Source organism: Shewanella sp. 125m-7 (assembly GCF_052977045.1).
In genome coordinates, this window is the sequence record NZ_JBRILQ010000004.1 from 98,894 (window position 1) to 124,551 (window position 25,658).

Annotated in this window: 24 protein-coding genes; 9 read left to right on the forward strand and 15 right to left on the reverse strand. The window is 43.2% G+C overall.

The features are described from left to right. Positions 1-48: 48 nt before the first annotated feature. The 4 genes from ACVBIL_RS03005 to ACVBIL_RS03020 all read left to right on the forward strand — a co-directional run bounded on the left by ACVBIL_RS03005 (position 49) and on the right by ACVBIL_RS03020 (position 3,448). Positions 49-882: a CvfB family protein gene (locus tag ACVBIL_RS03005; protein ID WP_447165513.1), complete on the forward strand. Its 834-nt coding sequence runs from the start codon at positions 49-51 to the stop codon at positions 880-882. Positions 883-992: 110 nt separating this feature from the next. Continuing rightward, positions 993-1,628, forward strand: coding sequence for a YceH family protein (locus ACVBIL_RS03010; RefSeq protein ID WP_447165514.1), 636 nt, complete (start codon positions 993-995; stop codon positions 1,626-1,628). A 114-nt stretch (positions 1,629-1,742) separates the two neighbouring features. Further along, positions 1,743-2,552 carry an ABC transporter permease gene (locus ACVBIL_RS03015; RefSeq protein ID WP_447165587.1) on the forward strand — a complete coding sequence of 270 codons (810 nt, stop codon included), beginning with the start codon at positions 1,743-1,745 and terminating at the stop codon, positions 2,550-2,552. Further along, positions 2,549-3,448, forward strand: a complete 900-nt coding sequence (locus ACVBIL_RS03020; protein WP_447165515.1) for an ABC transporter ATP-binding protein — start codon at positions 2,549-2,551, stop codon at positions 3,446-3,448. Before ACVBIL_RS03015 ends, ACVBIL_RS03020 begins: the two co-directional genes overlap by 4 nt. Positions 3,449-4,197: 749 nt before the next feature. On the opposite strand, the gene ACVBIL_RS03025 is transcribed toward ACVBIL_RS03020, so the two are convergent. Both ACVBIL_RS03025 and rlmA read right to left on the reverse strand, forming a co-directional pair. After that, the gene (locus ACVBIL_RS03025) at positions 4,198-4,404 is read right to left on the reverse strand and encodes a cold-shock protein (RefSeq protein WP_012155714.1); all 207 of its coding nucleotides are present in this window, start codon (positions 4,402-4,404) and stop codon (positions 4,198-4,200) included. A 303-nt stretch (positions 4,405-4,707) separates the two neighbouring features. Continuing rightward, complete coding sequence (rlmA, locus tag ACVBIL_RS03030; RefSeq protein ID WP_447165516.1) at positions 4,708-5,514, reverse strand: 23S rRNA (guanine(745)-N(1))-methyltransferase; 807 nt, start codon at positions 5,512-5,514, stop codon at positions 4,708-4,710. A gap of 530 nt (positions 5,515-6,044) precedes the next feature. On the opposite strand from rlmA, the gene sbcB reads away from it, so the two are divergent. Beyond that, a complete protein-coding gene (gene sbcB / locus ACVBIL_RS03035) occupies positions 6,045-7,457 on the forward strand; it encodes an exodeoxyribonuclease I (RefSeq protein ID WP_447165517.1) in 1,413 nt (470 codons plus the stop codon). A 96-nt stretch (positions 7,458-7,553) separates the two neighbouring features. Next, positions 7,554-8,444, forward strand: coding sequence for a cytidine deaminase (cdd, locus tag ACVBIL_RS03040; protein WP_447165518.1), 891 nt, complete (start codon positions 7,554-7,556; stop codon positions 8,442-8,444). An 88-nt stretch (positions 8,445-8,532) separates the two neighbouring features. On the opposite strand, the gene ACVBIL_RS03045 is transcribed toward cdd, so the two are convergent. The 11 genes from ACVBIL_RS03045 to yceD form a co-directional block, all read right to left on the reverse strand. Beyond that, positions 8,533-9,408 carry an NAD(P)-dependent oxidoreductase gene (locus ACVBIL_RS03045; protein ID WP_447165519.1) on the reverse strand — a complete coding sequence of 292 codons (876 nt, stop codon included), beginning with the start codon at positions 9,406-9,408 and terminating at the stop codon, positions 8,533-8,535. A 144-nt stretch (positions 9,409-9,552) separates the two neighbouring features. Then, the gene (locus ACVBIL_RS03050) at positions 9,553-10,047 is read right to left on the reverse strand and encodes an acyl-CoA thioesterase (RefSeq protein ID WP_447159948.1); all 495 of its coding nucleotides are present in this window, start codon (positions 10,045-10,047) and stop codon (positions 9,553-9,555) included. Positions 10,048-10,275: 228 nt separating this feature from the next. Next, on the reverse strand, positions 10,276-10,644 hold the full coding sequence (locus ACVBIL_RS03055; protein ID WP_447165520.1) for a hypothetical protein: 369 nt from the start codon (positions 10,642-10,644) through the stop codon (positions 10,276-10,278). 230 nt (positions 10,645-10,874) lie between these two features. Beyond that, positions 10,875-12,113 carry a beta-ketoacyl-ACP synthase II gene (gene fabF / locus ACVBIL_RS03060; RefSeq protein WP_447165521.1) on the reverse strand — a complete coding sequence of 413 codons (1,239 nt, stop codon included), beginning with the start codon at positions 12,111-12,113 and terminating at the stop codon, positions 10,875-10,877. Between the two features lie 242 nt (positions 12,114-12,355). Further along, entirely contained in the window at positions 12,356-12,589 is a 234-nt protein-coding gene (gene acpP, locus ACVBIL_RS03065; protein ID WP_011496723.1) for an acyl carrier protein, read from the reverse strand. A gap of 158 nt (positions 12,590-12,747) precedes the next feature. Continuing rightward, the gene (gene fabG / locus ACVBIL_RS03070) at positions 12,748-13,494 is read right to left on the reverse strand and encodes a 3-oxoacyl-ACP reductase FabG (RefSeq protein ID WP_447165522.1); all 747 of its coding nucleotides are present in this window, start codon (positions 13,492-13,494) and stop codon (positions 12,748-12,750) included. Between the two features lie 9 nt (positions 13,495-13,503). Further along, the gene (fabD, locus tag ACVBIL_RS03075; protein WP_447165523.1) at positions 13,504-14,430 is read right to left on the reverse strand and encodes an ACP S-malonyltransferase; all 927 of its coding nucleotides are present in this window, start codon (positions 14,428-14,430) and stop codon (positions 13,504-13,506) included. Positions 14,431-14,496: 66 nt separating this feature from the next. After that, complete coding sequence (locus ACVBIL_RS03080; protein WP_447165524.1) at positions 14,497-15,456, reverse strand: beta-ketoacyl-ACP synthase III; 960 nt, start codon at positions 15,454-15,456, stop codon at positions 14,497-14,499. 10 nt (positions 15,457-15,466) lie between these two features. After that, complete coding sequence (gene plsX / locus ACVBIL_RS03085; RefSeq protein WP_447165525.1) at positions 15,467-16,495, reverse strand: phosphate acyltransferase PlsX; 1,029 nt, start codon at positions 16,493-16,495, stop codon at positions 15,467-15,469. A gap of 15 nt (positions 16,496-16,510) precedes the next feature. Further along, complete coding sequence (rpmF, locus tag ACVBIL_RS03090) at positions 16,511-16,681, reverse strand: 50S ribosomal protein L32 (protein WP_012276873.1); 171 nt, start codon at positions 16,679-16,681, stop codon at positions 16,511-16,513. Between the two features lie 17 nt (positions 16,682-16,698). Next, positions 16,699-17,223: a 23S rRNA accumulation protein YceD gene (gene yceD / locus ACVBIL_RS03095; protein ID WP_447165526.1), complete on the reverse strand. Its 525-nt coding sequence runs from the start codon at positions 17,221-17,223 to the stop codon at positions 16,699-16,701. Positions 17,224-18,007: 784 nt separating this feature from the next. Between yceD and ACVBIL_RS03100 the strand changes: the two genes are divergently transcribed. Both ACVBIL_RS03100 and ACVBIL_RS03105 read left to right on the forward strand, forming a co-directional pair. Next, a complete protein-coding gene (locus ACVBIL_RS03100) occupies positions 18,008-18,589 on the forward strand; it encodes a Maf family protein (RefSeq protein WP_447165527.1) in 582 nt (193 codons plus the stop codon). A gap of 186 nt (positions 18,590-18,775) precedes the next feature. Further along, complete coding sequence (locus ACVBIL_RS03105; protein ID WP_447165528.1) at positions 18,776-20,137, forward strand: diguanylate cyclase; 1,362 nt, start codon at positions 18,776-18,778, stop codon at positions 20,135-20,137. 30 nt (positions 20,138-20,167) lie between these two features. Here the strand turns inward: ACVBIL_RS03105 and ACVBIL_RS03110 are convergent, their stop codons facing one another. After that, the gene (locus tag ACVBIL_RS03110) at positions 20,168-20,818 is read right to left on the reverse strand and encodes an HAD-IA family hydrolase (protein ID WP_447165529.1); all 651 of its coding nucleotides are present in this window, start codon (positions 20,816-20,818) and stop codon (positions 20,168-20,170) included. After that, complete coding sequence (gene rluC / locus ACVBIL_RS03115; protein ID WP_447165530.1) at positions 20,815-21,774, reverse strand: 23S rRNA pseudouridine(955/2504/2580) synthase RluC; 960 nt, start codon at positions 21,772-21,774, stop codon at positions 20,815-20,817. The genes ACVBIL_RS03110 and rluC overlap by 4 nt, the downstream gene beginning before the upstream one ends. Before the next feature lie 596 nt (positions 21,775-22,370). Between rluC and rne the strand changes: the two genes are divergently transcribed. Next, the gene (gene rne / locus ACVBIL_RS03120) at positions 22,371-25,601 is read left to right on the forward strand and encodes a ribonuclease E (RefSeq protein WP_447165531.1); all 3,231 of its coding nucleotides are present in this window, start codon (positions 22,371-22,373) and stop codon (positions 25,599-25,601) included. Positions 25,602-25,658: the final 57 nt, after the last annotated feature.

A 25,658-nucleotide genomic window follows, 5' to 3' on the forward strand; every position in this document is an offset into this window, starting at 1 on the left:
TAATCGCAGCAGAATTTAATCGTTACTGTTTTTAAAGTAGAGAACATCATGATCCAGATCGGTAAAACCTGTAAGCTCGAAGTCGTCAAACAAGTTGATTTTGGTGTCTATTTAGACGCTAAAGAGATGGGCCAGGTACTCCTTCCTCGCAAAGCGGTACCAAAAGACTGCCACGTGGGCGATTTGGTCAATGTGTTCCTCTACTTAGACTCAGAAGATATGATCATTGCAACGACTAAGCGTCCTTACGCACAAGTCGGTCAATTCGCTTACCTCGAAGCAAAAGAAAATGGTCCATATGGCGCCTTTTTAGATTGGGGCTTAGAAAAAGACTTATTACTCCCTTTTGGTGAACAACATAGAGAAATCGAGGTGGGTAAATCCTACTTGGTTTACATCTATACCAGCCATGTAGACGACCGTATTGTAGCCTCTGCAAAAGTGGATAAGTTTCTTGACCTCTCGGAACCTAAGTTCTGTGCAGATGAAGAAGTAAACCTTATCATAGGTGGCTCAACCGATCTTGGCTATAAAGCCATTATCAACAATACCCATTGGGGGGTATTGTACAAAAATGAAGTTTATACTCGTTTAAGCTTTGGACAGAAGTTAAAAGGCTTTATTAAGCGCATGCGAAGTGATGGAAAAATTGATCTTATTTTGCAAAAAGGTGCGAAAGAAGAGTTAGACAAACACTCTGTAACCATCATGATAAAGCTAAAGCAAGCGGGCGGTTTCTTGCCTCTGAACGATAAAACTGATGCAGAAGTGATTTACTCACAGCTATCTATGAGTAAAAAAGCATTCAAAAAGAGCATCGGTGGTCTTTATAAAAACAAACAGATCACTATCTCCCCTGACGGGATCCGCTTAGAAGACTAAGCTATTTGCTTGCAAACCAACCAACTGCGTAGCTAAGTAGGCTAAAGCTTCTTTGCAATAAAGCATGGCTCTGTTATAACAAAGTCATGCTTTTTTATTAAGAGGTTAATATGGAACTTACTTTACACGAAGCCCGCGTTATTGGTGTTTTACTTGAAAAAGAGATCACGACTCCAGAGCAGTACCCATTATCCCTCAATAGTTTAACCTCTGGCTGTAATCAAAAAACGAGTAGAGAGCCTGTACTCAACCTCAGTGAATCCGATGTGCAAAACACATTAGATAGTCTGGCTAAAAAAAGACTCATATCAGAGCAATCTGGTTTCGGTAGTCGCGTCGTTAAATATAAACATCGATTCTGCAATACTGAGTTTAGTGATCTACAACTTAAACCTGCTGAACTTGCTGTCATTTGTCTGCTGTTACTACGAGGACCGCAAACCCCTGGAGAGTTAAGAACCCGCAGCAACCGATTACACGAATTTCACGATGTTAGCGAAGTAGAGGCCGCACTTAATGACCTACACCGTCGCGATTCACCGCTTACCATGCAACTTGCTAAAGAAGCAGGTAAACGTGAAGCACGTTATCGCCAGCTGTTTACAGCGGTTGATCAAGATGAGATAGACCAAGCGCCCCAGCTTAGTGCCATACCAGAAACAAACAGCAACCTTGAAATGAGAGTTAGCGCTCTTGAAGAAGAGCTCGCTGAATTAAAGTCGCAGCTAAAAGACCTACTCGATTAATTATCAATAATGTTGTTTAGGTTAACACCAAGCTCAAATCGATGTTAACCTGACTGCCACTATCGTTCCTAACAATAAGGGATTAGTTTGGAAAACAAACCCCAAAGCAATAGCATGCTTCGAAATACGCTTTTACTCGCTCAATTTGAAGTCAAGAAAATGCTATTTAACCCAAGAGGCTTAATTGCCCTAATTGCATTCGCCCTCGTTTGGCTATTAATTTTACTTTACCCTATCAGCGGTGCGTCAAACTTCTTAATTAATCCTGATTTTAGAGGATTAATCGAAGGTATTTTTGGCCAAGAAGCGGTCAGTGAACTATTCAATTGGCCCGTTGCCGAACTTGCCGTTTACTGGATAGCCGCGCTCTATATCTTTCCACTGTTCTGTATTTTTGTCTCCGCAGACCAATTCGCAACCGATAAATCTCGCGGAACCTTTAGATTTTTAACTCTGAGGGTGGGGCGAGACAGCCTGTTTTTTGGCAGATTTCTCGGACATATGGCACTGCAAAGCATACTCTTATGCTTAACGGTTATTGCAACAATCGTGCTTGCCACAAGTAGAGACCCCAACTTGTTGTTGCCCGCATTAACATCGGGGCTTATGGTTACGCTAAATTTAATCATCGTATTATTACCATACACCGCACTGATGGCAATTTTGTCACTTTATGCAAGCTCTGCACGACAAGCCACCATATTCGCAATCCTTGTCTGGGCAGCTATGTCTATAAGTATCGCAATCATTAACAATTACTTACCTATTATTAGTGAGCTAAAGTGGATCCTTCCCGGTTCACAAATTTCGTTAATGATTAATACTCAAGGATTAAGCAGCTTTATGTACGCTCCAGTACCGTTACTTCAAGCCTTAGTGTTGTTATTTTTAGGCAAGATGTATATCAATAGGAGCGCAATATGATTTTAGTTAGCTGTAAAGGGTTATCTAAGTCCTATGGTGATAAACAGGCACTCAAACAGGTCGATATTTCACTTGAAGCTGGCAGCCCTATTGCCCTTGTAGGACCCAATGGGGCCGGTAAAACAACCCTGTTTAGTCTATTATGCGGCTATATTAAGCCGACAGCAGGGGAAGTGACTTTACTCGGAAAAACGCCTGGCAGCCAAGAATTACTCGGCCGCATAGCTTCGCTACCACAAGATGCGGCGCTAGATCCTAATCTTGACATCATCACTCAGTTAACACTCTTCGCCACCTTACAAGGCTTCTCTACAAAAGATGCTAAAGCGGAGGCAATGCGGGTATTATCATTGGTTGAACTGGCTGATAACGCCAAGCAAAAACCAAAGTCATTAAGTCATGGTATGTCAAAGCGTGTAGCTATCGCTCAGGCATTGATGGGATCACCAGAGCTAGTATTACTTGATGAACCTACAGCAGGCTTAGACCCTGCTAATGCGAAGAAAATACGTGAGCTAGTCAAGTCACTATCAGGCAAAACCACATTTATCATTAGTTCGCATAATTTAGATGAGCTTGAAAAATTATGTGACCAGGTGCTTTATCTTGAACAAGGTCAGCTTAGCCAATCGGTGTCTATGTCTGAGTCCCAACACGAAGACTATTTGACGCTGACGATGCAGCAATGTGACGCTACTACGCTTATTGACGCAGTATTGACGTTAGCTGACATCAGTTCAATCGAAGAACGTCAATCAAATCAGTTCTTAATAAAGCATAACAGTGAAGAAGTGTATGCAATAGAAATGGCCTTGCTAAACCTGTTTAAACAACATAACTGGCAATATAAAGCGATATTAAAAGGTCGAACCTTGGAAGAAAAGCTATTTTCCTAGCCCTAGCAAACGTTTAAATTATTACACGACTCAAAACGGTGCTACTTAGGCGCCGTTTTTTATAAGCGTTCTTTTTTAATCAGTTTTATACCAATAACATTAAAGATGTAGTCATTCAGAGGGAGTTAAAAGCTCTGTGAGTAAGACGGATGATTGAAGCTAATAGTTATTCTATATCGAGAGCAACTAACGCAGTATACAGAGCTTTGAAACCCTTACTACGTGAGGCTCTCAGACATTCCGTTTCAGTATTGCACCGAATAAAAAGGGAATAAGCATTTCTTCATCAATGCACCTTGAATTGAAAAAACTGACAGGTTCTGAACTGTTCATATCTTCAGTACGATTGGTATTAGCATCAAGCACTATCACTCCCAAACGAGCCCCAGTCGATTATTCGCCGCCACTTAGGTTTATACCCATTGGTATAAACAACTGAAATTCCGTTGGGTAACGCTAAACTATTCCAGGTTTGCTGATTGCTGATTGCTGATTGCTGATTGCTGATTGCTGATTGCTGATTGCTGATTGCTGATTGCTGATTGCTGAGCAGCATAGAAAGGGAAATGACAGCGCTTTGACAAGCTTTCAGAGGGAAATAGATAGGGTAAGTAAAAGAGGGCTAGTGAGTATCGATATATATTTCATTACCGTATGAATCATAAAAGGCTTAAACGAAAAAAGAGCCGTGGTAAACCACGGCTCTTCAAAATTCTGTGTGATTAGCTAGTGCTAATCAAGCTGGTAACTTAAACTACAGTTACGTTCTCAGCTTGTGGGCCTTTTTGACCTTGAGTAACAGTAAACTGAACTTTTTGACCTTCGTCAAGAGTCTTGAAACCGTCAGAGTTGATAGCGCGGAAGTGTACGAATACATCTGGACCAGACTCTTGCTCGATAAATCCGAAACCTTTATCAGAGTTGAACCACTTAACAACGCCAGTAACTTGAGACATAATATTGAATCCTGTAAATATAAATTAAAGCCTTAACGGCAGTAGAGCTGGAAAATGCCGGTTTACTTAATGTTAACAGGACGAACATTGTCGTATTGAACACATAAAAATAAGCCTAACCTTCAAGCTGCAAACACTATAAACCATTCTCACCATATGTCAACACACTATCGCATCGATATTTGAGGTGTTTTTACTTATATTTCTATAACTTGCTAAATGTAGCAAAAATTGAAATTGTGAAACTTGAAAATCCAACCCCACAATCGCTTAAAAAACAACCACCAAGCTGCGACCTTTGATTTATAAGGCTCGGAAGACTTCTACTTTGAAATCTAACTGACAACTCAACCCTGATTTAGCTAATGCTAATTTTTGATCTTCTGTTAATTTCCAGTTATAAGGAGTCATTTTCAAAAAGTGTCCAATATCCGCTTCGTCGGTTAGAGTTAACTCTTGCTCTATTCGTTCTTGATGGATCAACTCAAAGCCCTCAATCTGTGAAGACTCCTCAGTATGCTCTTTAGGGTTATCGTAAATGAGCTCTTTAAGCGCAAAGTGATGCCGAGGGCCAGCACATACAGTAATCAAGATCCCACCTGACTTAATCACCCGCTTTAATTCAACATCTAGAGAAGGCGCATAGATCCGTAGCATGAAGTCAAAGCTATTGTCCGGGAACGGCATATCAAATGCGCTCGCCACGCTAAACGAAATATTTGGATAGCGTTTAGCGGCATATTTAAGCGCTGATTTACTAATATCAACACCATATAAGCTAAAGTCATTCGGTAAGCTTTCAACTAAACGATTTGAGTAGTAGCCTTCGCCACAACCGATATCTAAACCGACACCTGCATTTTGCAGATTCTCGTTCGCTAACAGATTTACCTTATCGCTCAGAACTTGATAATACCCTTTGTTAAGAAACTCACGTCGCGCAAACATCATCTCTTTATTATCACCAGGATCATTAGACTTCTTCTTTTGCACTGGCAATAAATTCACATAGCCTTCTTTAGCGCAATCAAATCTATGGTTAGCGGCGCAATACCAAGTTTTATCATCTTTAGATAAAGCTTGTTCACAGAGCGGGCAGCGGTAAATCATTAATCAATCTCCTGGGCCTTGCCTACATTTGTAAGCAAAACCAGATAATATTATTCGGAACGACAATCAAGGAATATAGGCAACTACAATACAGGTAACAAACCATCTAAGTTCAGGCTTATTTCTGACTCTAGTTATCTAGCCATAAGCCTGTTATAAGCCTATAGAGTGTTAAAACAGCGCAGGATCACAGTGAGTTTCGTTGTAGCCTTTTAAGAGTGGTTAACCGTCAGGCTCAGTGGGCCCGATATTGTCTTCCATCATCAGCTATAAGCTAAGTTTATTTTAGCGCTCGACTTCCTTGGGCTGCTTTCATCAGTATTGGTACGTAAGCAGAACCCAACCAAAAAGCAGTTTAAACATAAATCTCAAACAGCCGACTATTCTACTTCGCTTAACTATTTCGATCCAGCAGTGAGACCGACTTAAACTCAAGCAACTAGGTCAGACCGTCATAAGGAAACTAAGACATTTAAATCATGCCAGTGCTATGATAACCACAATTATTGTTTGTGATAGCCACTAAATTTATGTCTGTAAATAACCAACCTACCCTCTTCTGGCACGATTACGAGACTTTCGGTGCTAACCCAGCGAAAGACCGGCCTTCTCAGTTTGCTGGCGTGCGCACAGATATGGATCTTAATATTATCGGTGAGCCTGAAACCTTTTATTGTAAGGTCGCTAACGATTATCTACCGTCACCAGAAGCAATACTCATCACGGGTATTACTCCTCAGCTAGCAAACCTTAAAGGTATGCCTGAAGCTGAGTTTATGGACAAAATTAACGGCTTATTTAGTCAGCCTAAGACCTGTGTTGTGGGTTATAACTCATTACGGTTTGATGATGAAGTATCGCGCTACGGTTTTTATCGTAATTTTATCGACCCTTATGCTCGCGAGTGGCAAAACGGCAATAGTCGTTGGGATATTATCGATCTTGTTCGTGCCTGCTACGCTTTTAGACCTGAAGGCATAAATTGGCCGGAAAAAGAAGATGGCTCACCAAGTTTTAAACTTGAGCAGCTTACCGTCGCCAATGGTTTAAGCCATGAAAAAGCCCATGATGCGATGTCAGATGTTTATGCGACTATCGATATGGCTAAATTGATTAAATCTGTGCAACCTAAGCTATTTGACTATTACTTTAGCCTGAGACAAAAACAAGCAGTATCAAAGTTAATTGACGTGCTTGAAATGAAGCCACTTGTGCATGTTAGCTCTAAAATCAGTGCACTGAATGGTTGTACCACCATCATTGCACCTGTGGCCTATCACTCTACTAATAAAAATGCGGTAATTTGCGTTAATTTGGCGATGGATATCTCGCCGTTACTTGAATTAAGCGTCGATGAAATTCGTGAGCGCATGTATACCCGTCGCAGTGACTTAGCACCCGATGAGTTACCGATTGGGTTAAAGCAAATCCATATCAACAAGAGTCCCTTTATTGCTGCTGCCAATACGTTAACTGACGAGAATGCTGCCAGACTCGATTTTGATAAAGCATTTGCTCGTCAGCAATACAAAAAATTGAAGCTACACCCTGAGCTGAGAGAAAAGCTGGTTGCAGTATTTGATGTTGAGCACGAAGACAGAGCCGTAGACGCCGACCAAGCTTTGTATAGTGGCGGTTTTTTCAGTTCAGCAGACAAAGCAAAAATCGAAATTATCCGCAACACACAAGCAAGCAACCTTGCGGCGATAGAGCTTGATTTTGACGACGAACGCCTAGGCGAAATGTTGTTTAGATACCGAGCACGTAACTACCCTGAAACCTTAAGTGACTCAGAGCAGTACCGCTGGCGCGAATTCTGCCAAACTAGACTCAATGATCCTGATTACATCATTCGTCTAGAAAACTTACTCGAAGAAACCGAGCAAGATGAATCTAAACAAAAATTATTAGCCGCTTTGTGTCATTATCTTAGAAGCTTATAAATTTGATAGCCAATAAATGCGACCTTCATCTCATTCTGTATGTAACAAGCTTACTAGAATGATATTTCATTAGCGTTAACATAAAGGAAATAGCGTATGCAAGACCGCTTCTTAAAAAGCATAGCTAAGTTACCTGAGTCATTAGCAACGGCAATTGTGCCGTTACTCGATAAAGATTTTGCAGGCCATATCGATGCACAGCAACTAAGCGAGCTTCAAGCTAAAAGCAACATGGAGCTTAACGAATTACTATTAGCGTTACTGCCTATTGCTGCGGCTTTAGCCAGACCACCGATTAGTGAGTTTTACGTTGGTGCTATCGCCAAAGGCAAAAGCGGCGATATCTATATGGGCGCTAATATTGAGCTCCCCAGTGAAGCGCTTTTTCACTCTGTTCATGCCGAACAAAGCGCGATTAGTCATGCTTGGTTAAGCGGTGAGACCATTATTGAAGACATCATAGTCAACGCATCACCTTGTGGACATTGTCGTCAATTTATCAATGAGTTGGTTGAAGGTAGCAAGGTAAAGATCCATCTACCCGCTCAGAAAATCGAGCCGTTAACGCACTACTTGCCTTATGCGTTCGGGCCAAGTGACTTAAACGTTACCGAGCCCTTGTTGACTAAGCAGCAGCATACCCTGACGTTAGATTCTACTGATCCTATGATTATTGAAGGGCTCGATCACGCTAGCCTAAGTTATGCGCCGTACACCAAAAATTATGCCGCTGTGGTATTAGAAACTAAAGATGGTGCGACCTATTGTGGCCGTTATGCTGAGAACGCTGCGTTTAACCCATCAATGCAGCCAATGCAGATGGCCTTGTCAACCATGGCACGTCATAACCGCGATTTCAGCGAGATCAATCGCGCCGTATTGATTGAGTCTTCTAAAGGTACGATTTCCTTGGTAGGCGCAGCAATGGACGCCCTGCATAATGTTGCCGCTGTTGAACTTGAACATATCGTTGTAGAGCCAGAGTAACTTCATTAGCCTCTGCGACTAAAAAGGACCATACTCATGGTCCTTTTTTATGGGGAACTTTTAATTGCTATTTGCTACTTTAAAGCCATTAGCTGCGGTTCTTCTCTAGCTTGGCCATTAAGCTCGATGTATCCCAACGCTTGCCACCGATCCCCTGCACTTCAGAATAAAACTGATCAACTAAAGCGGTGAGTGGCAGATGAGAGCCATTTCGGCGCGCCTCTTCTAGCGCTATGCCTAAGTCTTTTCGCATCCAATCCACTGCAAAGCCGAAATCATAATCCCCCTTCCACATAGTCTGGTAGCGGTTTTCCATCTGCCAGGACTGTGCCGCCCCATGGCTTATCACCTCGACCACTTTCTCGCCATCCAGTCCTGCGCTACGGGCAAAATGTAATCCTTCAGCAAGGCCTTGCACAACACCGGCAATACAGATCTGATTGACCATTTTAGTTAATTGACCTGCTCCCACGTCTCCAAGCAGCTCAGCACAACGAGCGTAGGCGTCAATAACAGGCTTAGCAGTATCAAATGTGACTTGTTCGCCTCCAGCCATTACAGTCAACACACCATTCTCAGCCCCCGCTTGTCCACCTGACACTGGAGCATCCATAAAACCAATATTGTGTGCTTTGGCTGCGGCAGCAATTTCACGTGCTACATCGGCTGAAGCTGTAGTGTGATCCACCAAGATACTGCCAGCGATCATCCCGGCTAATGCCCCGTTGTCACCTAAGGTGACTTGGCGTAGGTCATCATCATTACCCACACAAACAAAAACAATCTCCTGCCCTTGTGCTGCAGCTCTTGGGGTAGTTTGATACTCACCAGCAAACTCTTTTACCCATGCCTGTGCTTTAGACTCTGTACGGTTGTAAACTGTAACTTGGTGACCGTGTTTTGCTAAGTGACCCGCCATGGGGTAACCCATAACACCTAAACCAATGAATGCGACTTTAGCCATTTTACGTCCTATTGTAGAGGGAGGTTTGTAATATTTTTACCCATTCTAATAGCTAATAATAAAATAAAACAGCGTTAAACAGACAATAAAAAAGCCAGCCCTTAGGCTAGCTTTAGTCAACTAATTAAGCAGATAGTGCGTGGCTCACTGCAGTGAAGGTTGCAGATCCACATGCGCTTGCATTTCAGCTCCAATCTTCTTACGCATATCCATGAGTCGAATGGCTGATTCTCGAAGCTCAATATCAGCAGCGAGTACTGGCTGCCAATCAGGGACTGCGGTTGGTTGTCCGTCATCATCAACGGCAACCATAACTAACACACAATGGGTTGTTAAGTGGCGCTCGGGGAACTTAGGATCGCCAGCTTTAACATCAACCCCTAAGTGCATGGAGGTTCTGCCAGTGTAAATCACCTTCGCGGTTACTTCGACGATATTACCCACGTGAATCGGTTTAACAAATCGAATGCCACCTGCATAAGCCGTAATGCAGTATTTACCACTCCAGCCTGCCGCACAAGCATAGCCAGCAAGGTCAATCCACTTCATTACCGCGCCGCCGTGAACTTTACCGCCAAAGTTAACATCAGCAGGCTCCGCCAGGAACCTTAATGTTAACTGTCTTTCTAAACCCGCCATATAGGACCTCAATACATTTACTGACTATTGAGTATCTTACGCCAAATTCACACTAGCAGCACCTTCTATAGCAATCAGTAAAGGAACTTGTTCTACTCAGCGTGTTTTTGGCAAACTAATTCAAAGCGGATAAATGATGGAATGGTTGCTCCCTTGCGAATTTATTCAACACAGAAGTAAACAGCAAAAACACTCTTTTCAAGCGAGCAAACCTTATACTGATTGGTATTAGCCAAACTGACTAACGAAAAAGCTACCAGCTAATACGGCCGGCAAAGCTAAGCGATAAACCCATACCTGAGAACGCTCTCCCAAATATTTGCCGCCATTAAATAATGTATAGATTGCAATGCCAGCCAAGAATAGCCCCATCACTTCAATGCCCGCTAAAACGCTATTGGCGTTACTCACGTCAATTGCCGCTATCAATAAGGCAAACCAAACTATGCTAAAAGCAGCAACTGCCATGTTGAAAGTTTTAACACCTAACTGCAATGTCGGTAAGCGTGCTGATGATTCGCCACGAATAAGCTCATTAATATTAGCAGTAATAATGCCAAGTATTGGCATGATAGGAATAACAATTGGATTAAGCACTTTCGTGTCCCTTAGATAAGATCTACAAGAGCTCATAGCGTGAGCTGACACCGCAGTATCTGCCTAAAGATAAGTATATTCTAGTGCCTTATCAGCAGATTAACTAAGGTTAATCTGCTCGATATAAACTTTTAATATAAAGCCGAATTTGTGTGAACTAGTTCATGATTTGACTGACAAAAACAAAAAAAAGCGCCTCAAGGCGCTTTTAATTCGTCGATGTTAACTGGCTATACTTTTTTGAAAAGCAATGAGCCGTTAGTGCCACCAAAACCAAATGAGTTACACAGTCCATACTCGAACTTATAATCGCGGGCGGTGTGTGCAACAAAATCTAGATCACATCCTTCATCAGGGTTATCTAAGTTAAGTGTTGGCGGGACCACCTGATCTTTAAGTGCTAAGATGGTGATAATCGCCTCAACAGAACCTGCAGCGCCAAGCAGGTGGCCTGTCATTGATTTTGTTGAGCTCACTAACAAATCATAAGCGTGAGCACCAAATACCGACTTCACCGCAGCCGCTTCAGCTCTGTCGCCAGCGGGTGTTGAAGTGCCGTGTGCGTTAATGTAGCCAATTGACTCATTTGAAATTTTAGCATCATTGATTGCATTAACCATTGCTGCTGCAGCGCCGGCACCGTCACTTGGTGGTGATGTCATATGGAACGCATCGCCGCTCATACCAAAACCAACAAGTTCAGCATAAATCGTCGCGCCACGCGCTTTTGCGTGCTCATATTCTTCAACAACCATTACACCTGCGCCATCACCAATAACAAAACCATCACGGTCTTTGTCCCAAGGGCGACTTGCCGCTTGTGGATCATCATTTCGTGTTGAAAGCGCCTTTGCAGAGCCAAATCCTGCTACCGCTAATGGGCAAGTTACATCTTCTGCGCCACCTGCAACCATCACATCAGCATCACCATAAGCAATAGTACGGGCAGCAAAACCAATATTATGTACACCCGTTGTACAAGCAGTGGTCACCGCAAAGTTGGGACCTGTCATGCCATATTTAATCGAAAGGTGACCGGAAATCATATTAATAATCGTACTAGGGACGAAAAAAGGAGATACTTTACGCGGACCGCCTTTTAAAAGTGCTGCATGGTTTTGCTCAATAAGCGGCATGCCACCCATTCCAGCACCTATAGCCGTACCAACGCGAGCAGGATTGAGTTTATTCATTTCAAGACCCGAGTCTTCTACAGCTTGTATGCCTGCAGCCATACCATACTGGATAAACAAATCCATTTTACGCGCATCTTTACGTGACATGTACTGCTCGACATCAAAGTCTTTTACAGAACCACTGAACCGAGTCGTGAACTCGCTTGCATCAAATTTAGTGATTGGTGCAATACCACTCTTGCCAGAAACAAGTGCTTTCCAAGAAGAATCAACTGTATTTCCCACAGGGCTGACTAAGCCTAAGCCCGTTATGACTACTCGACGTTTAGACACGCGGTCACCTTTTTACTTTAAAAATGAATAATGATGATAGCTGCAAAGAGATTGAACTACCAATACCTATACCCATCGTTTGAAAACACGGTTTCAAAGGGTATGTGCCAGTTCTGGTTGGATTAATACTTACCTAGGATAGTAAATATTGAGAATGCGAAGATAAAAATGTTAAATCAACCAGCGGCTTTTACAAACAAAAACAGGCGGCAATAATGCCGCCTGTTTTCAAGAATTCTAGATTACTGATTCTTAGAAACGTAATCGATCGCTGCTTGAACAGTAGTGATCTTCTCAGCTTCTTCATCAGGGATCTCGGTGTCAAACTCTTCTTCTAGAGCCATAACCAACTCAACAGTGTCTAGAGAATCTGCACCCAAATCGTCAACGAAAGATGCTGCTGATTTAACGTCTTCTTCTTTAACACCTAGTTGCTCGATGATGATTTTCTTTACACGTTCTTCGATGTTGCTCATTAGTTTTCTTTCCTATTCAAATTACGCACTTGCGCAAGATTGCGAGTAGTTTATTGAATTTGGCAGACATTGCAAGCTCAAATTTCGTGGTCTAACCACAATCAAGCTCGCAGTTGATGCAGATCACCCCATAGGGCGATAACAATCTGCCGTTCCCTTTAAACCATGTACATGCCGCCATTCACATGGAGAGTTTCCCCGGTGATGTAAGCAGCAGAGTCTGACGCTAAAAAGAGGACTGCGTGAGCAATTTCCTGCGCCTGACCAAGTCTTTCCATTGGCACTTGAGACATAATAGCTTGTTGCTGCTCTTCCGTCAGCTCATCTGTCATGTCTGTCTGGATAAATCCAGGAGCAATAGCATTAACTGTAATTTGACGGGATGCAACCTCTCTTGCAAGAGATTTTGTAAATCCAATCAAACCAGCCTTTGCTGCAGAGTAGTTAGTCTGGCCTGCATTGCCCATGGTGCCTACCACAGAGCCAATATTGATAATACGCCCGTTACGCTTTTTCATCATAGGACGCATCACCGCTTTTGACGTGCGGAAGATCGACGTTAGGTTAGTATCTAGGATATCATTCCATTCGTCATCTTTCATTCGCATCAACAAATTGTCACGAGTGATACCGGCATTGTTAACAAGAATATCAACGTCGCCCGCTTTCACTTTAATCGTTTCAAACAAGCTTTTAACAGAATCTGCATCTGTCACGTTTAAAACAAGACCATGGCCTTTATCGCCTAAATATGCTTGAATCGCTTCTGCGCCGCGCTCACTGGTTGCAGTGCCGATAACGACGGCACCGGCTGAAACTAAGGTTTCAGCTACTGCACGTCCAATACCACGGCTAGCGCCGGTGACTAAGGCTACTTTACCTGTCAGGTCAAAACTTATACTCATCAATCTTCCTTATGCGGTCAACGCCGTTAATGATGCTGCGTCGTTTACAGCTTGCGCTGAAAGCGAGCGATTAATACGTTTTGTTAGACCCGTTAATACTTTACCAGGTCCCATTTCAAACAAATTAGTCGTACCATTTGATACCATTAGCTCAACGGTTTCTGACCAGCGTACAGGACAGTATAGTTGGCGAACTAACGCATCTTTAATTTCTGCTGCTGACGTTGGGCTTGCAACATCAACATTATTAATCACTGTGACAGCGGGTGCGTTAAACGTCATCGCTTCAAGTGCAACGGCAAGCTTATCTGCTGCGGGCCTCATCAACTGACAATGTGATGGCACGCTCACAGGCAGAGCAACTGCCATTTTTGCGCCGTTTGCCTTACACAGTGCAGCAGCGCGCTCAACAGCCGCTTTTTCACCCGCAATAACAACTTGCCCAGGGCTATTGTAGTTTACAGGGCTGACAATATCGCCTTGTGCAGCTTCTTCGCATGCTTTAGCTATTGCGTCATTATCTAAGCCAATAATAGCAAACATAGCGCCAGTACCAGCGGGTACCGCTTGTTGCATCAATTGACCACGAAGTTCAACCAGTTTAATCGCCGCTTCAAAGTCAATCACACCTGCACACACTAGTGCTGAATACTCGCCTAAGCTATGGCCTGCCATAACTGAAGGCGCGCTTTTACCTGATGCCAAATACGCACGGTAAATAGCGACACTCGCAGCCAGCAATGCAGGCTGCGTTTTATCGGTTTCATTTAGGGTTTCAACGGGTCCTTGCTGAACCAGTTCCCATAAATCGTAACCAAGAACCTTGCTTGCTTGAGCAAAGGTCTCTGCTACAACAGCGTGAGTTTCAGCAAGCTCGGCTAACATGCCTAATGCTTGTGAACCTTGTCCTGGGAATACAAAAGCCGTATTTTCCATATTTATCACCCTTTCAAATCGACATCGATTAACGAATACAATAACTATTAAAAATCAAGACGATAATTAAAAACGAACTAAAGCACTTCCCCAGGCAAATCCTGCACCAAAGGCTTCTAGTAGTATCATTTGACCACGTTGAATACGTCCATCTCTAACCGCTTCATCGAGTGCAATTGGCACTGATGCTGCAGACGTATTTCCGTGTTTAGCTAACGTTAGCACCACTTTATCTAAACTCATATCAAGCTTCTTTGCTGTTGCTTTAATAATTCTAAAGTTAGCTTGATGCGGCACCAGCCAGTCAATCTCTGACTTATCAATATTATTGTGACGTAATGTTTCAGTCACCACATGAGACAATTGCGTCACTGCAACTTTGAAGACATCATTGCCTTTCATCGTCATATAACCAACCGCTTCAGAGGTTTCCCCCTTACGTGGCGGGATCGAGCACTTTAGCAAATCACCATGACGGCCATCGGCAAAAATATGTGTTGAAATGATCCCTGGCTCAGTTGATGCACCCACAACTGCAGCACCAGCACCGTCACCAAACAAAATAATGGTTGAACGGTCTTCTGGCTCACACAAACGTGAAAGCACGTCAGCACCTATCACTAACACATTCTTAGCGGCGCCCGACTTCACATACTGATCGGCAATAGATAACGCATAGACAAAGCCTGAACAGGCTGCTGCGATATCAAATGCAGGAATGGTATGGATACCTAGCAAGGCTTGTATTTCACATGCCGCCGCAGGGAATGCATTACTCGCACTCGTTGTACCACACACGATCATGTCGATTTCAGTTGCATCAATACCAGCCATTTCAATGGCTTTTAATGCAGCTTGATATCCCATGGTAGCAACAGTTTCATCTGCTGCTGCGATTCTACGTTCTGAAATACCAGTGCGCTCAACGATCCATTGATCTGTCGTCTCAACCATCTTTTCAAGATCGAGATTACTACGCACCTGCACCGGCAGATAACTGCCAGTACCAAGAATTTTTGTATACATAAGGAATTTATCAGCTATTAATGTCTAAAAGAATCGACTCAAGACGATCTTCAATCATCTGTGGGAGTCGACGTTGCGCTTCGGTTACTGCCAAAGTAATTGCTTGTAAAAAAGCAGCTTCATCTGCGCACCCATGACTTTTTACTACAATTCCGCGCAATCCTATCAGACTTGCGCCATTATAGTGGTCGGGGTTCATCTGATTTAACAAAGATCGTATACGTGGCGCGATGATTTTAGCAAGCAGCCGAACAAAAAAGCCTTCTCCAAGCGCCTTCTTAAGCTGATGGACCAGTAAACGAGCAATACCCTCTGAGGTTTTCAAAGTAATATTACCCACAAAACCATCACACACGATCACGTCCACATTGCCAGAGTAGATCTCATCGCCCTCAATAAAACCGGTATAGTTTATTTGAGGAATTTGTTGCAGTAACTGACCAGCCTGTTGCACCTGATCATTGCCTTTAATTTCTTCGATGCCGACATTGAGTAAAGCCACTTTGGGTAAGACCGTTTTGTCAACCGTCTCACTGAGTACTGAGCCCATCACAGCAAATTGAAATAAGGTTTCAGAATCACATGATATGTTTGCGCCTAAGTCTAGCAAATATACTGGGGTATTATTTACCGCAGGTAAACACGTAACTAATGCTGGGCGATCGATACCAGGTAAGGTCTTAAGCAACACTTTAGACATCGCCATTAACGCACCGGTATTGCCTGCACTCAGGCATGCTTGTGCCTTGCCATCACGCACCAACTCTATTGCCAAACGCATTGAGCTTTGCTTGCGGTTTCTTAGGGCATGCACAGGTCGATCTGACATAGCGACTATCTCTGTCGTATGTTTTATTTCGATGCGATTTTTTATTGCCGGCTCGGCAGATACTAAATGCTCGTCTATTTGGGACTTGTCGCCAACTAGTACGATTTTTAGGAGGGGGTTTAAGCGAAGTGCCTGCAAAGTTGCAGGCACTGTGATGCGGGGACCAAAGTCGCCCCCCATCGCATCTAACGCAAGCGTCAGATTTGTCATAAGGGTCTCAACAAATTACTTGTTGATAACCTTTTGACCACGGTAGAAACCGTCCGCAGTCACGTTGTGACGACGGTGAAGTTCACCACTCGTTGCATCCACAGATAATTGAGCTGTGCCCAAAGAATCGTGTGAACGACGCATACCGCGCTTTGAACGAGATTTTTTATTCTGTTGTACAGCCATTGGCCCTGTCTCCTAGATTACTTGCTCTTCAGTTTTTCTAACACTGCAAACGGATTTGGACGCTCCTCTTGAGCGGGTTCGATCTCGCCTACGACTATATCTTGCTTACCTAGATGACAACTTTCATTCTCATGCATGGCAATCAAAGGCATAGCGACTATCAATTCATCTTCGATCAATTGATGCAGACGAATTTCGCCAATTTCATTGCACTCAATAGGCTCATACGCATCCGGGAGCTCATCGATTTCGGTTTCAGTCTTACAAAGACCAAAACTAAACTCGACCGTAACCTCAGTGGTAAATAGTGTCATACAACGTTGACAATCCAGAGTGAGCTCCGTCACAGCCTTCCCGTTAAGGTAGACTATCCCCTGTATATCTACGCCACATTCAAGCGACACTGCCACATCAGAACAGTCGCCGGCACATAATTCATTTAATCGCTTTAACTGCTTACCAGGCACCAAACCTTCATAGGAAAGTTGACTACTGGCAGCGCGAACGGGATCAATTGAAACCGGTATCTTTACTGTTTGCATAAGGCGCGCATTTTAGGTGAATTTTAGCAGAAGTCAACACCCTTAATACATTCAAGGTCATTAACAGCTGTTTGATTCAGCTAAGTGAGTTGTTAGGTAACCGCATTGTACAAGAAACAAAGCAACCATGACATTATATTTCATTCATAAACGCGCTTAAGTGTTCGTAATTCAAGCGAGTGATTCTATTTTTGTGATGCTGTTAATAAAGCGGGCCACAAACAACGCCCCCCTTTGTGTTTTTCGTCGCCAGTTTAACAAAAGCAAAGATAAAGAATTATCTAAAAAACTAAGCCATCGATGAGTTCAGTATACTTCAACAACACCCTCCCTAGCTTTAAATGCACAAAAAGCACCCACCGGCACGTCATAATTTACTATCAAACTTATCTATACGAGTCGTTTAAAGACATCTAAAGTGCTTAAAGCTAATTAGTACTTAGACATATTATAGCAAGAATCAAAGTGCAACAGCTTGGTTGCTACTGTTAAATCGATATAGCCTAAAGCCTAAAGTCAGTAGTCGGTAGTCGGTAGTCGGTTGCGATTTTTTTCAGTATGCTTGCCCTTGATGTACAGTGCAAAATGACATGTTGCAATTTAGCAATCACTTCCCTTTCTAGAACACCGAGCACCATCGAAAAAAATACTGGAGTAAAAGGCCGACTAAAGTCAATTTGATGCTAACGTCATGCCGACAATCCTTAGTGAATCGAGTAAAATGCCGATTCAATCACTCTGCACGCCGCAACATAAAGAGCGTGACTAAACGACCAGGTTATATATGCCAGCAAAAATTGTTCTTGCTTCTACCTCTCCATTTCGCCAGCAACTATTACAAAAGCTCGCATTAGACTTTACGTCATGTGCTCCCGATGTTGACGAAACAGCATTAGATAATGAGTCGCCCACTGAATTGGTGCTACGTTTAGCAAAACAAAAAGCGGCAGCAGGTGTAAAACAACACCCTAACAGCATAGTGATCGGTTCAGATCAAGTCGCGGTAATTGACGATAAGATTATTGGCAAACCTCTTACTTCAGAAAAAGCCATTGAACAACTCACTGCAGCCAGCGGAAAATCAATCACCTTTTATACAGGTCTTGCTGTGCATAATGGCCTGAGCGGACACGTTGAAGCCATCGTTGAACCGTTTGTGGTTCATTTCAGAGACTTAACAGAGCAGCAGATTTGTCGTTATGTGCAGATAGAACAACCTTTATATTGCGCAGGGAGCTTTAAGAGTGAGGGCCTCGGGATTTCACTATTCGAACGCTTAGAGGGTAAGGATCCAAACACACTCGTCGGCTTACCACTTATTTCATTAATAGATTTACTTCACCTACAAGGCATTGATGTACTTTAAAATCCCTTGTCACCCCACTTTACTGGTCAAATAAACAGCGCGATTACCGAGCCTCGACTAAAATATAGCTACCTAATTGGAATAGTCGCCACCGCGTGTTCACTGAGTCATACAAGTTTTCATCGCTTATACATACTCAGTACATATTAATGGAATTTACGGTGGCGTAACGGTTGAGAAAGGATAATGACAAACATTGAAGAAGCGCTAGCCCTGCTTGCTGCGCCTTGTACAGATGAACGCTTCTTTACTCGGGCACTAAGTGCATTGGCCTTAGTGACTCAGTGTCGTTGGGCAGGTTTTGCGCGCCCGTCGAGTCGAGTTGGTTTCGGAGAAGTCATTGCGTTTTGCGATGGCAACAAGAGTTTACCAAGTTTTGAATTTGAGCTGAAAGGCTCCCCTTGTGAGCAAGTCTATGACGAAGTGAATAAGTGTCACCTTATCTTTAACAATGATCTCCAAAATCGATTTCCAGACTTTGATCTCATCAAAACATTAGGTGCAGATAGCTATCAAGCGGAAAAAATATTAAATGAGTCAGGCCAAGTACTAGGGCATATTTTCGTCCTAGATCATCGCCCCCAGATTGAGAACACAAAATCAAATGCGTTTTTCCGCTTATTGGCTCAGCGGTTCGGCGTTGAATACCACCGCCACATAATCACTCAAGAACTCGAACAACACCAAGAGATAATAACCTCTTCAGAGCAATATATGTCTTTCGTTGATACTGATTATATCTATCGTGTTGTATCTAAGGGGTATGAGTCATTATTTAACCTATCGCAGCAAGAGATTATAGGTAAAACTGTCGTAGAACTTCATGGACTAAGCGTATTTGAAAATCAGCTAAAACCCCTGCTCAATCGCAGCTTTTCAGGCGAGCAAATAAAAACCCAAGTGTGGATCCACCCTCCCCATCTAGAAAGACCTATCTTTCTCGATGTGCACCACAACCCATACTACGGCGCTAACGGTAAAATAAAAGGCTCTATTGTATCGGCACATAACATCACCGAGCTTGAGCATGCCAAAAACAAACTTAAACATTTAGCCAACCATGACAGTTTAACAGGCCTGGTAAATCGTCGTTCTTTGTTCAACCAATTTGAGCAATTCGCAATTGAAGGTGAGACTAATAAAAAGGCGGTAATTGTCTATTTAGATATCGATGACTTTAAGTCGATTAATGATAACTATGGCCACCGAATAGGCGATCTCGCATTAAAAGAAGTCGCCACAATATTGACGAAAGCCTGTTGTCAGGGTGACACTATTGCACGCATTGGTGGCGATGAATTTGTATTGATTAAAACTTTTGCTTACGAAGCACATCCATTTGGGTATCAAAGTTTATTGTATCGGCTACGCAAACAGCTACAACAAGCACTTTGCACCCAAATAGTCGTTGATGGGTTTGCTATTAATATCAGTGTCAGCATAGGGTTACACTTAGTAAGTGATAATTCAGCCCAATTGTCGTCGCTCATTAGCCACGCTGATAATGAAATGTTTAAACATAAGCAAAACCGAATTGTTGAGCAGTAATGGCCTAAACTTTCTCACTTTGTTATTTTGTTATTTTGTGAGCACACCAAGAAGTTCTATAGGGTGGTGAATAATAGCTTTAGGCTTTGCTAACAATAGCTTTGACTCACTGTGCGCACCGTAACTCACACCAACAGCGTCAATCCCGGCATTATTCGCCATATTAAGGTCATGCAACGAGTCGCCCACCATAATGGCTTTACTCGGCATGACTTTTAGCTCCTCGAGTAGCTCGTGGATCATATCGGGATTAGGTTTACTCTTTGATTCATCTGCACAACGGCTTGACTCAAAATGACGCCCTAATCCTGTTTCACTTAATACTCGATTTAAGCCATTACGGCCTTTGCCGGTAGCAACAGCTAAACGGTAATCCATACTTCGTAGCTCATGAATTAGGGCTTTACTGCCATCAAACAATGGGCTAGGCGTGGTATTAAGCGTTAAATAATGCTCTTTATACGAATTAATCATCGGCTGAAAATCAAGTGATGGCATCTTTGGGTACAAGCTTTTTAACGCTTCCTCCATCGATAAACCGATCACATCTCGCACCGCTAGTTCAGATGGGCTATGTAAAGATAACGACTCTGCCATTTGCTGCATGCAAGTAACAATTTTACTAATGGAGTCCATTAAGGTTCCATCCCAATCAAAGATGACTAATTCGTAAGGCTTCATACTTTCTTTAACTTCTTTAAGGTTGATTCGAGTATTGAGTCAAGTGGCGCTTTAACTTGCATCACTTCTTCCGTTTCTGGATGAGTAAACTTTAATTGTGCCGCATGTAAAAAGAGTCTGTTCAACCCTTGCGCACGCATCGAGTCATCAAACTTTTGTTCACTGTACTTTTCATCACAAGCGATAGGGTGACCAGCAAATTGGCAATGCACACGAATTTGATGAGTACGTCCCGTGACTGGACTTGCTTGTACTAAGGTCGAATCGCTATAACGCTGCATGATCTTAAAGCGAGTTTCAGACTCTTTACCCTCTTTATTGACTCTAACAATACGCTCACCAGATTTAAGTGTTAGCTTTAATAAAGGTGCTTTAATCACTTTATCATGAGCTTGCCACTCACCTCTAACTAACGCAACGTAATCCTTTTGCATCTTCTTATATCTGAGTTGATCGTGAAGATGTCTTAGTGCACTGCGCTTTTTAGCAATCAGCAATACGCCCGATGTTTCTTTATCGAGTCGATGTACTAATTCTAAAAACTTTTGCTGTGTACGTAACGATCGCATCGCTTCAATCACGCCAAACTCAACACCACTACCACCATGAACGGCTATACCAGACGGCTTATTCAGCACAATAAGATATTTATCTTCAAATAAAATCCGCTCTTCAAGCTGCGACACTTTTGTTAACTTAGCTGACGGGCCTGGACGGCCTTCACTTTCAGACACTCTGACAGGAGGAATACGCACAACGTCGCCATCAGCTAATTTGTACTCAGGCTTGATACGCTTTTTATTCACTCTCACTTCACCTTTGCGCACGATCCGATAGATCATACTTTTAGGCACGCCTTTAAGTTTTGTCAGAAGAAAATTATCGATACGTTGTCCAAGGTGGTCTTCATCAATCGTAACCATTTGAACTTGTGCTTTTGGAGATGGAGTATTCATGGTGCGCCGTTATGTGTTTCGTTACCACGCATTGTACAACAACTGAAAAGAATTGTGCCTTTCCATTTGCTGATTTTATCTATAATTGCTATATTTCCCTCGCGAACGGTGATAACCAGTGGATAGAGTATCCACAAATCAGCCTAGCGTTACGTTACAGATTGAGACTAAAAATGTTTGGAGCTTGATAGTAAATCATTGATTTACAGGTCGTTGTATCAATAAAAAGGCCAGTACATGCGCCTTCACGACTAAATCAAATCGAAAACCCAACTTACAACTGGTTTCTCAACTGAAACGCCCAATTTCGAAGAATAATTTTAACTCGTCGTCAGACGTTACCATTTCGAATTGGCATTACTGGAAAGTATTTTAAGAATTTATGGGGTTGGTTGACATTTAACGACGAATTCCTTGTTTTTTGTAAACATAAAAAAATAAGCCATAAATAGGATGCGACACGCAGCGAATGCGTCTAACAGCAATGCGCACCTTGCCTAGAGACTGACCGTGAGGTTTTGTTTTTTAATCCTAGGCCCGTAATGCAGTGAAATTTGTATCGTCTGGTGACCTTTATATAGAAGAATTACGTCATCATGAAACGGATGTTAATCAATGCGACTCAATCTGAAGAGTTGCGTGTTGCCCTTGTTGATGGGCAACAACTGTATGATTTGGATATTGAAAGCCCAGGTCATGAACAAAAGAAAGCCAATATTTATAAAGGCACAATCACACGAGTAGAACCGTCTCTTGAAGCGGCTTTCGTTGATTATGGTGCTGAACGTCACGGCTTCCTTCCTCTTAAAGAAATCGCTCGCGAATACTTTCCTAAAGGTTACTCTTTCCAAGGGCGTCCAAGCATTAAGGAAGTCATCAAAGAAGGCCAGGAAGTTATTATTCAAATTGATAAAGAAGAGCGCGGCAACAAAGGCGCTGCTCTTACAACCTTTATCAGCCTAGCGGGTTCTTACCTAGTATTAATGCCAAACAACCCTCGTGCAGGCGGTATTTCACGTCGTATCGAAGGTGATGAGCGTACAGAACTTAAAGCTGCACTTGCTGAGCTTGAAGTACCACAAGGCATGGGTCTTATCGTACGCACCGCTGGTGTTGGTAAAGATCCAGCAGAGCTAAAGTGGGACCTAAAGGTTCTACAACATCACTGGCTAGCGATTAAAGAAGCTGCCGAAAGTGCACCAGCACCTTTCTTAATCCATCAAGAAAGTAACGTGATTGTGCGTGCTATTCGTGACTATTTACGCCGCGATGTTGGTGAGATCCTAATCGACCACCCACGCATTTACGAACAAGCAAAAGAACACGTTTCTCTTGTTCGTCCTGACTTTGTAGAGCGTATTAAACGCTACGATGCCGAAGTACCACTGTTTACTCACTATCAAATTGAAACGCAAATTGAATCTGCGTTCCAACGTGAAGTACGTCTACCATCTGGTGGTTCAATCGTTATCGATCCAACAGAAGCGCTAACGTCTATCGATATTAACTCGGCGCGTGCGACAAAAGGCGGCGATATTGAGGAAACGGCACTAAACACTAACTTAGAAGCCGCTGATGAAATTGCACGTCAATTACGTCTACGTGATTTGGGTGGTTTGGTCGTTATCGACTTCATCGACATGACGCCTGTACGCCATCAACGTGAAGTTGAAAAGCGTATGCAAGATGCGGTTCATCACGACCGTGCACGCGTACAGTTAGGCCGTATTTCACGTTTTGGTTTGATGGAAATGTCACGCCAACGTCTACGTCCTTCTTTAGAAGAGTCTGCTGCGCACCTATGCCCACGTTGTCATGGTCAAGGAACTATCCGCGGTACAGAATCTTTAGCATTATCTATTCTTCGCCTAATGGAAGAAGAAGCCATTAAAGAGAACACGTCGCAAATTGAAGCGGTTGTTCCTGTTGATGTTGCTGCATTCCTATTGAACGAAAAGCGTAAAGCGATTCGTATCACAGAGAAACGTCACAACGTTGAAGTGTATGTGATTCCAGATCCAAACATGACAACACCTGATTACCGCGTAGTACGTCACCGTAAAGATGACGAGATCAGCGAGTCTAGCTATAAGCTACTTGAAAAAGAAGAAGCTAAGCTATACGAGCCTCGTAAACTTGAACGAGCTACGGCACCTCAGCCAGCATTGAAAGGTTACTCTACACCGAAGAAACCGGCCGTAGAAGAAACTAAGCCTGTTGCTGCACCTAAGAAAGAAGAGCCGAGCTTATTCGCTAAGATTGCTGCGGCAATCAGTTCATTATTTGGTAGTAAAGAAGAGCCAAAAACTGAACCTAGAAAGCAAGATACAGACAGCCGTAATCAAAGCCGTAACAACAATCGCCGTAATAGCAATCGCCGTAACGACCCTCGCCGCAGTCGTAATGACGATCGCAGCGAAAACCGTACCGACGTGCGCAATGATGCTGAGCAGTCTAAAGATAAGAGAACGAAAAACAGTCGTAACGAAAATAACGACACTCGTTCAACATCTGAAGAGACAACCAAACGTCAACCACGTAACGACAAACCGCGCAAAGAGACGAAAGTTGAAGCTCCAGCTATCGAGCAGCCGAAGCAAGAAGCAGCACGTGAACGTCGCCAGCGTCGTAACATGCGTCGTAAAGTACGTGTAAACAATGAACAGCAAGAAGAGCTAAAAGCTGAAGTTGTAGCAACTGAAGCGCCAGTGCAAGCCAAGCCATCAAATGATGACAAGCCTGCACGTCCAAAGCGTCAACCACGTAAGCCAAAAGCTAAAGTGGAAAATGTTGATGCTGAAGCGGTTGAGAAAGTTGATGCTACTGTTAACGCTGAAAACGCAGTTCAAGCACCCGTTGAAGCACCTATAGCGGTAGAAACAAAAGTAGCAGCGGAAACATCTGTAGAAACTTCTGCTGAAACAAATGACGATGTAATCTCGACTGAAGATAACACTCGAGAGCCTCGTGAAGGTCAACGCCGAAGTCGTCGTAGCCCTCGTCATTTACGTGCAGCAGGCCAACGCCGTCGCCGTGATGAAGATGCTCAAAATGGTGAAGATGGTTTAACTGTGCCAGCTTTTGTACCTAACGAAGTTGAAAACAGCGTTGCAGCGACTCAGGCTCCTGTTGTTGTCGTTGAAGAAACAACGATAGAGCCAATACAGGTTCAACCTAAGGCTGTTGCACCTGTTGCAACACCAGCTGAAGTTAAAGCTGAAGCGCCAGTAGCAGCACCTGTTATAACTCCTGTTGAAGTAAAAGCTGAAGTGCCAGTAGCTGCTGCACCAGTTGCAACGCCTACTGAAGTTAAAGCTGAAGCGCCTGTAGCTGCTGCACCAGTTGCAACTCCTGCTGAAGTTAAAGCTGAAGCGCCTGTAGCTGCTGCACCAGTTGCAACGCCTACTGAAGTTAAAGCTGAAGCGCCTGTAGCTGCGGCACCGGTTATAACTCCTGCTGAAGTTAAAGCTGAAACGCCTGTCGCTGCTGCACCAGTTGCAACGCCTACTGAAGTCAAAGCTGAAGCTAAACTAGGAGCATCAGCGCCTATGGCTAAGCCGGCTTCAATTACACCTGCTCAGCAACCAATGGTAGAAACGCCAGTTGCAGAAAAAGCGCCTATTGTAGAAACTGCTGAAGTTAAACCGGTAGCTAAAGCAACGAGCCGTTTTGGTTCTATGGTGATGTCAGATACAACTAAGCCTACCGTTGAAACCAGAGATAATATTGCGACCCCTACAGGTCGCCAATACGATGCATCTGCAGCAGCTGAAACAGCAAAGCCTAGAACGGCTAACAGTGCTAATTCAGAAACAGTTCGCACATAATCTAAGTTAACCGTTTTACCTAAAAGCCATGCATTTTTGCATGGCTTTTTTATGTTC

What these genes read in the sequence shown, in the direction of transcription:
- ACVBIL_RS03020 (WP_447165515.1), top strand. Translation starts at nt 2,549, where the DNA reads ATGATTTTAGTTAGCTGTAAAGGGTTATCTAAGTCCTATGGTGATAAA.
- rlmA (WP_447165516.1), bottom strand. Translation starts at nt 5,514, where the DNA reads ATGATTTACCGCTGCCCGCTCTGTGAACAAGCTTTATCTAAAGATGAT.
- plsX (WP_447165525.1), bottom strand. Translation starts at nt 16,495, where the DNA reads ATGACAAATCTGACGCTTGCGTTAGATGCGATGGGGGGCGACTTTGGT.
- ACVBIL_RS03100 (WP_447165527.1), top strand. Translation starts at nt 18,008, where the DNA reads ATGCCAGCAAAAATTGTTCTTGCTTCTACCTCTCCATTTCGCCAGCAA.
- sbcB (WP_447165517.1), top strand. Translation starts at nt 6,045, where the DNA reads ATGTCTGTAAATAACCAACCTACCCTCTTCTGGCACGATTACGAGACT.
- acpP (WP_011496723.1), bottom strand. Translation starts at nt 12,589, where the DNA reads ATGAGCAACATCGAAGAACGTGTAAAGAAAATCATCATCGAGCAACTA.
- ACVBIL_RS03015 (WP_447165587.1), top strand. Translation starts at nt 1,743, where the DNA reads ATGCTTCGAAATACGCTTTTACTCGCTCAATTTGAAGTCAAGAAAATG.
- rpmF (WP_012276873.1), bottom strand. Translation starts at nt 16,681, where the DNA reads ATGGCTGTACAACAGAATAAAAAATCTCGTTCAAAGCGCGGTATGCGT.
- ACVBIL_RS03110 (WP_447165529.1), bottom strand. Translation starts at nt 20,818, where the DNA reads ATGAAGCCTTACGAATTAGTCATCTTTGATTGGGATGGAACCTTAATG.
- fabD (WP_447165523.1), bottom strand. Translation starts at nt 14,430, where the DNA reads ATGGAAAATACGGCTTTTGTATTCCCAGGACAAGGTTCACAAGCATTA.
- ACVBIL_RS03080 (WP_447165524.1), bottom strand. Translation starts at nt 15,456, where the DNA reads ATGTATACAAAAATTCTTGGTACTGGCAGTTATCTGCCGGTGCAGGTG.
- ACVBIL_RS03105 (WP_447165528.1), top strand. Translation starts at nt 18,776, where the DNA reads ATGACAAACATTGAAGAAGCGCTAGCCCTGCTTGCTGCGCCTTGTACA.
- ACVBIL_RS03005 (WP_447165513.1), top strand. Translation starts at nt 49, where the DNA reads ATGATCCAGATCGGTAAAACCTGTAAGCTCGAAGTCGTCAAACAAGTT.
- ACVBIL_RS03050 (WP_447159948.1), bottom strand. Translation starts at nt 10,047, where the DNA reads ATGGCGGGTTTAGAAAGACAGTTAACATTAAGGTTCCTGGCGGAGCCT.
- ACVBIL_RS03010 (WP_447165514.1), top strand. Translation starts at nt 993, where the DNA reads ATGGAACTTACTTTACACGAAGCCCGCGTTATTGGTGTTTTACTTGAA.
- rne (WP_447165531.1), top strand. Translation starts at nt 22,371, where the DNA reads ATGAAACGGATGTTAATCAATGCGACTCAATCTGAAGAGTTGCGTGTT.
- cdd (WP_447165518.1), top strand. Translation starts at nt 7,554, where the DNA reads ATGCAAGACCGCTTCTTAAAAAGCATAGCTAAGTTACCTGAGTCATTA.
- yceD (WP_447165526.1), bottom strand. Translation starts at nt 17,223, where the DNA reads ATGCAAACAGTAAAGATACCGGTTTCAATTGATCCCGTTCGCGCTGCC.
- rluC (WP_447165530.1), bottom strand. Translation starts at nt 21,774, where the DNA reads ATGAATACTCCATCTCCAAAAGCACAAGTTCAAATGGTTACGATTGAT.
- ACVBIL_RS03025 (WP_012155714.1), bottom strand. Translation starts at nt 4,404, where the DNA reads ATGTCTCAAGTTACTGGCGTTGTTAAGTGGTTCAACTCTGATAAAGGT.
- fabG (WP_447165522.1), bottom strand. Translation starts at nt 13,494, where the DNA reads ATGAGTATAAGTTTTGACCTGACAGGTAAAGTAGCCTTAGTCACCGGC.
- ACVBIL_RS03045 (WP_447165519.1), bottom strand. Translation starts at nt 9,408, where the DNA reads ATGGCTAAAGTCGCATTCATTGGTTTAGGTGTTATGGGTTACCCCATG.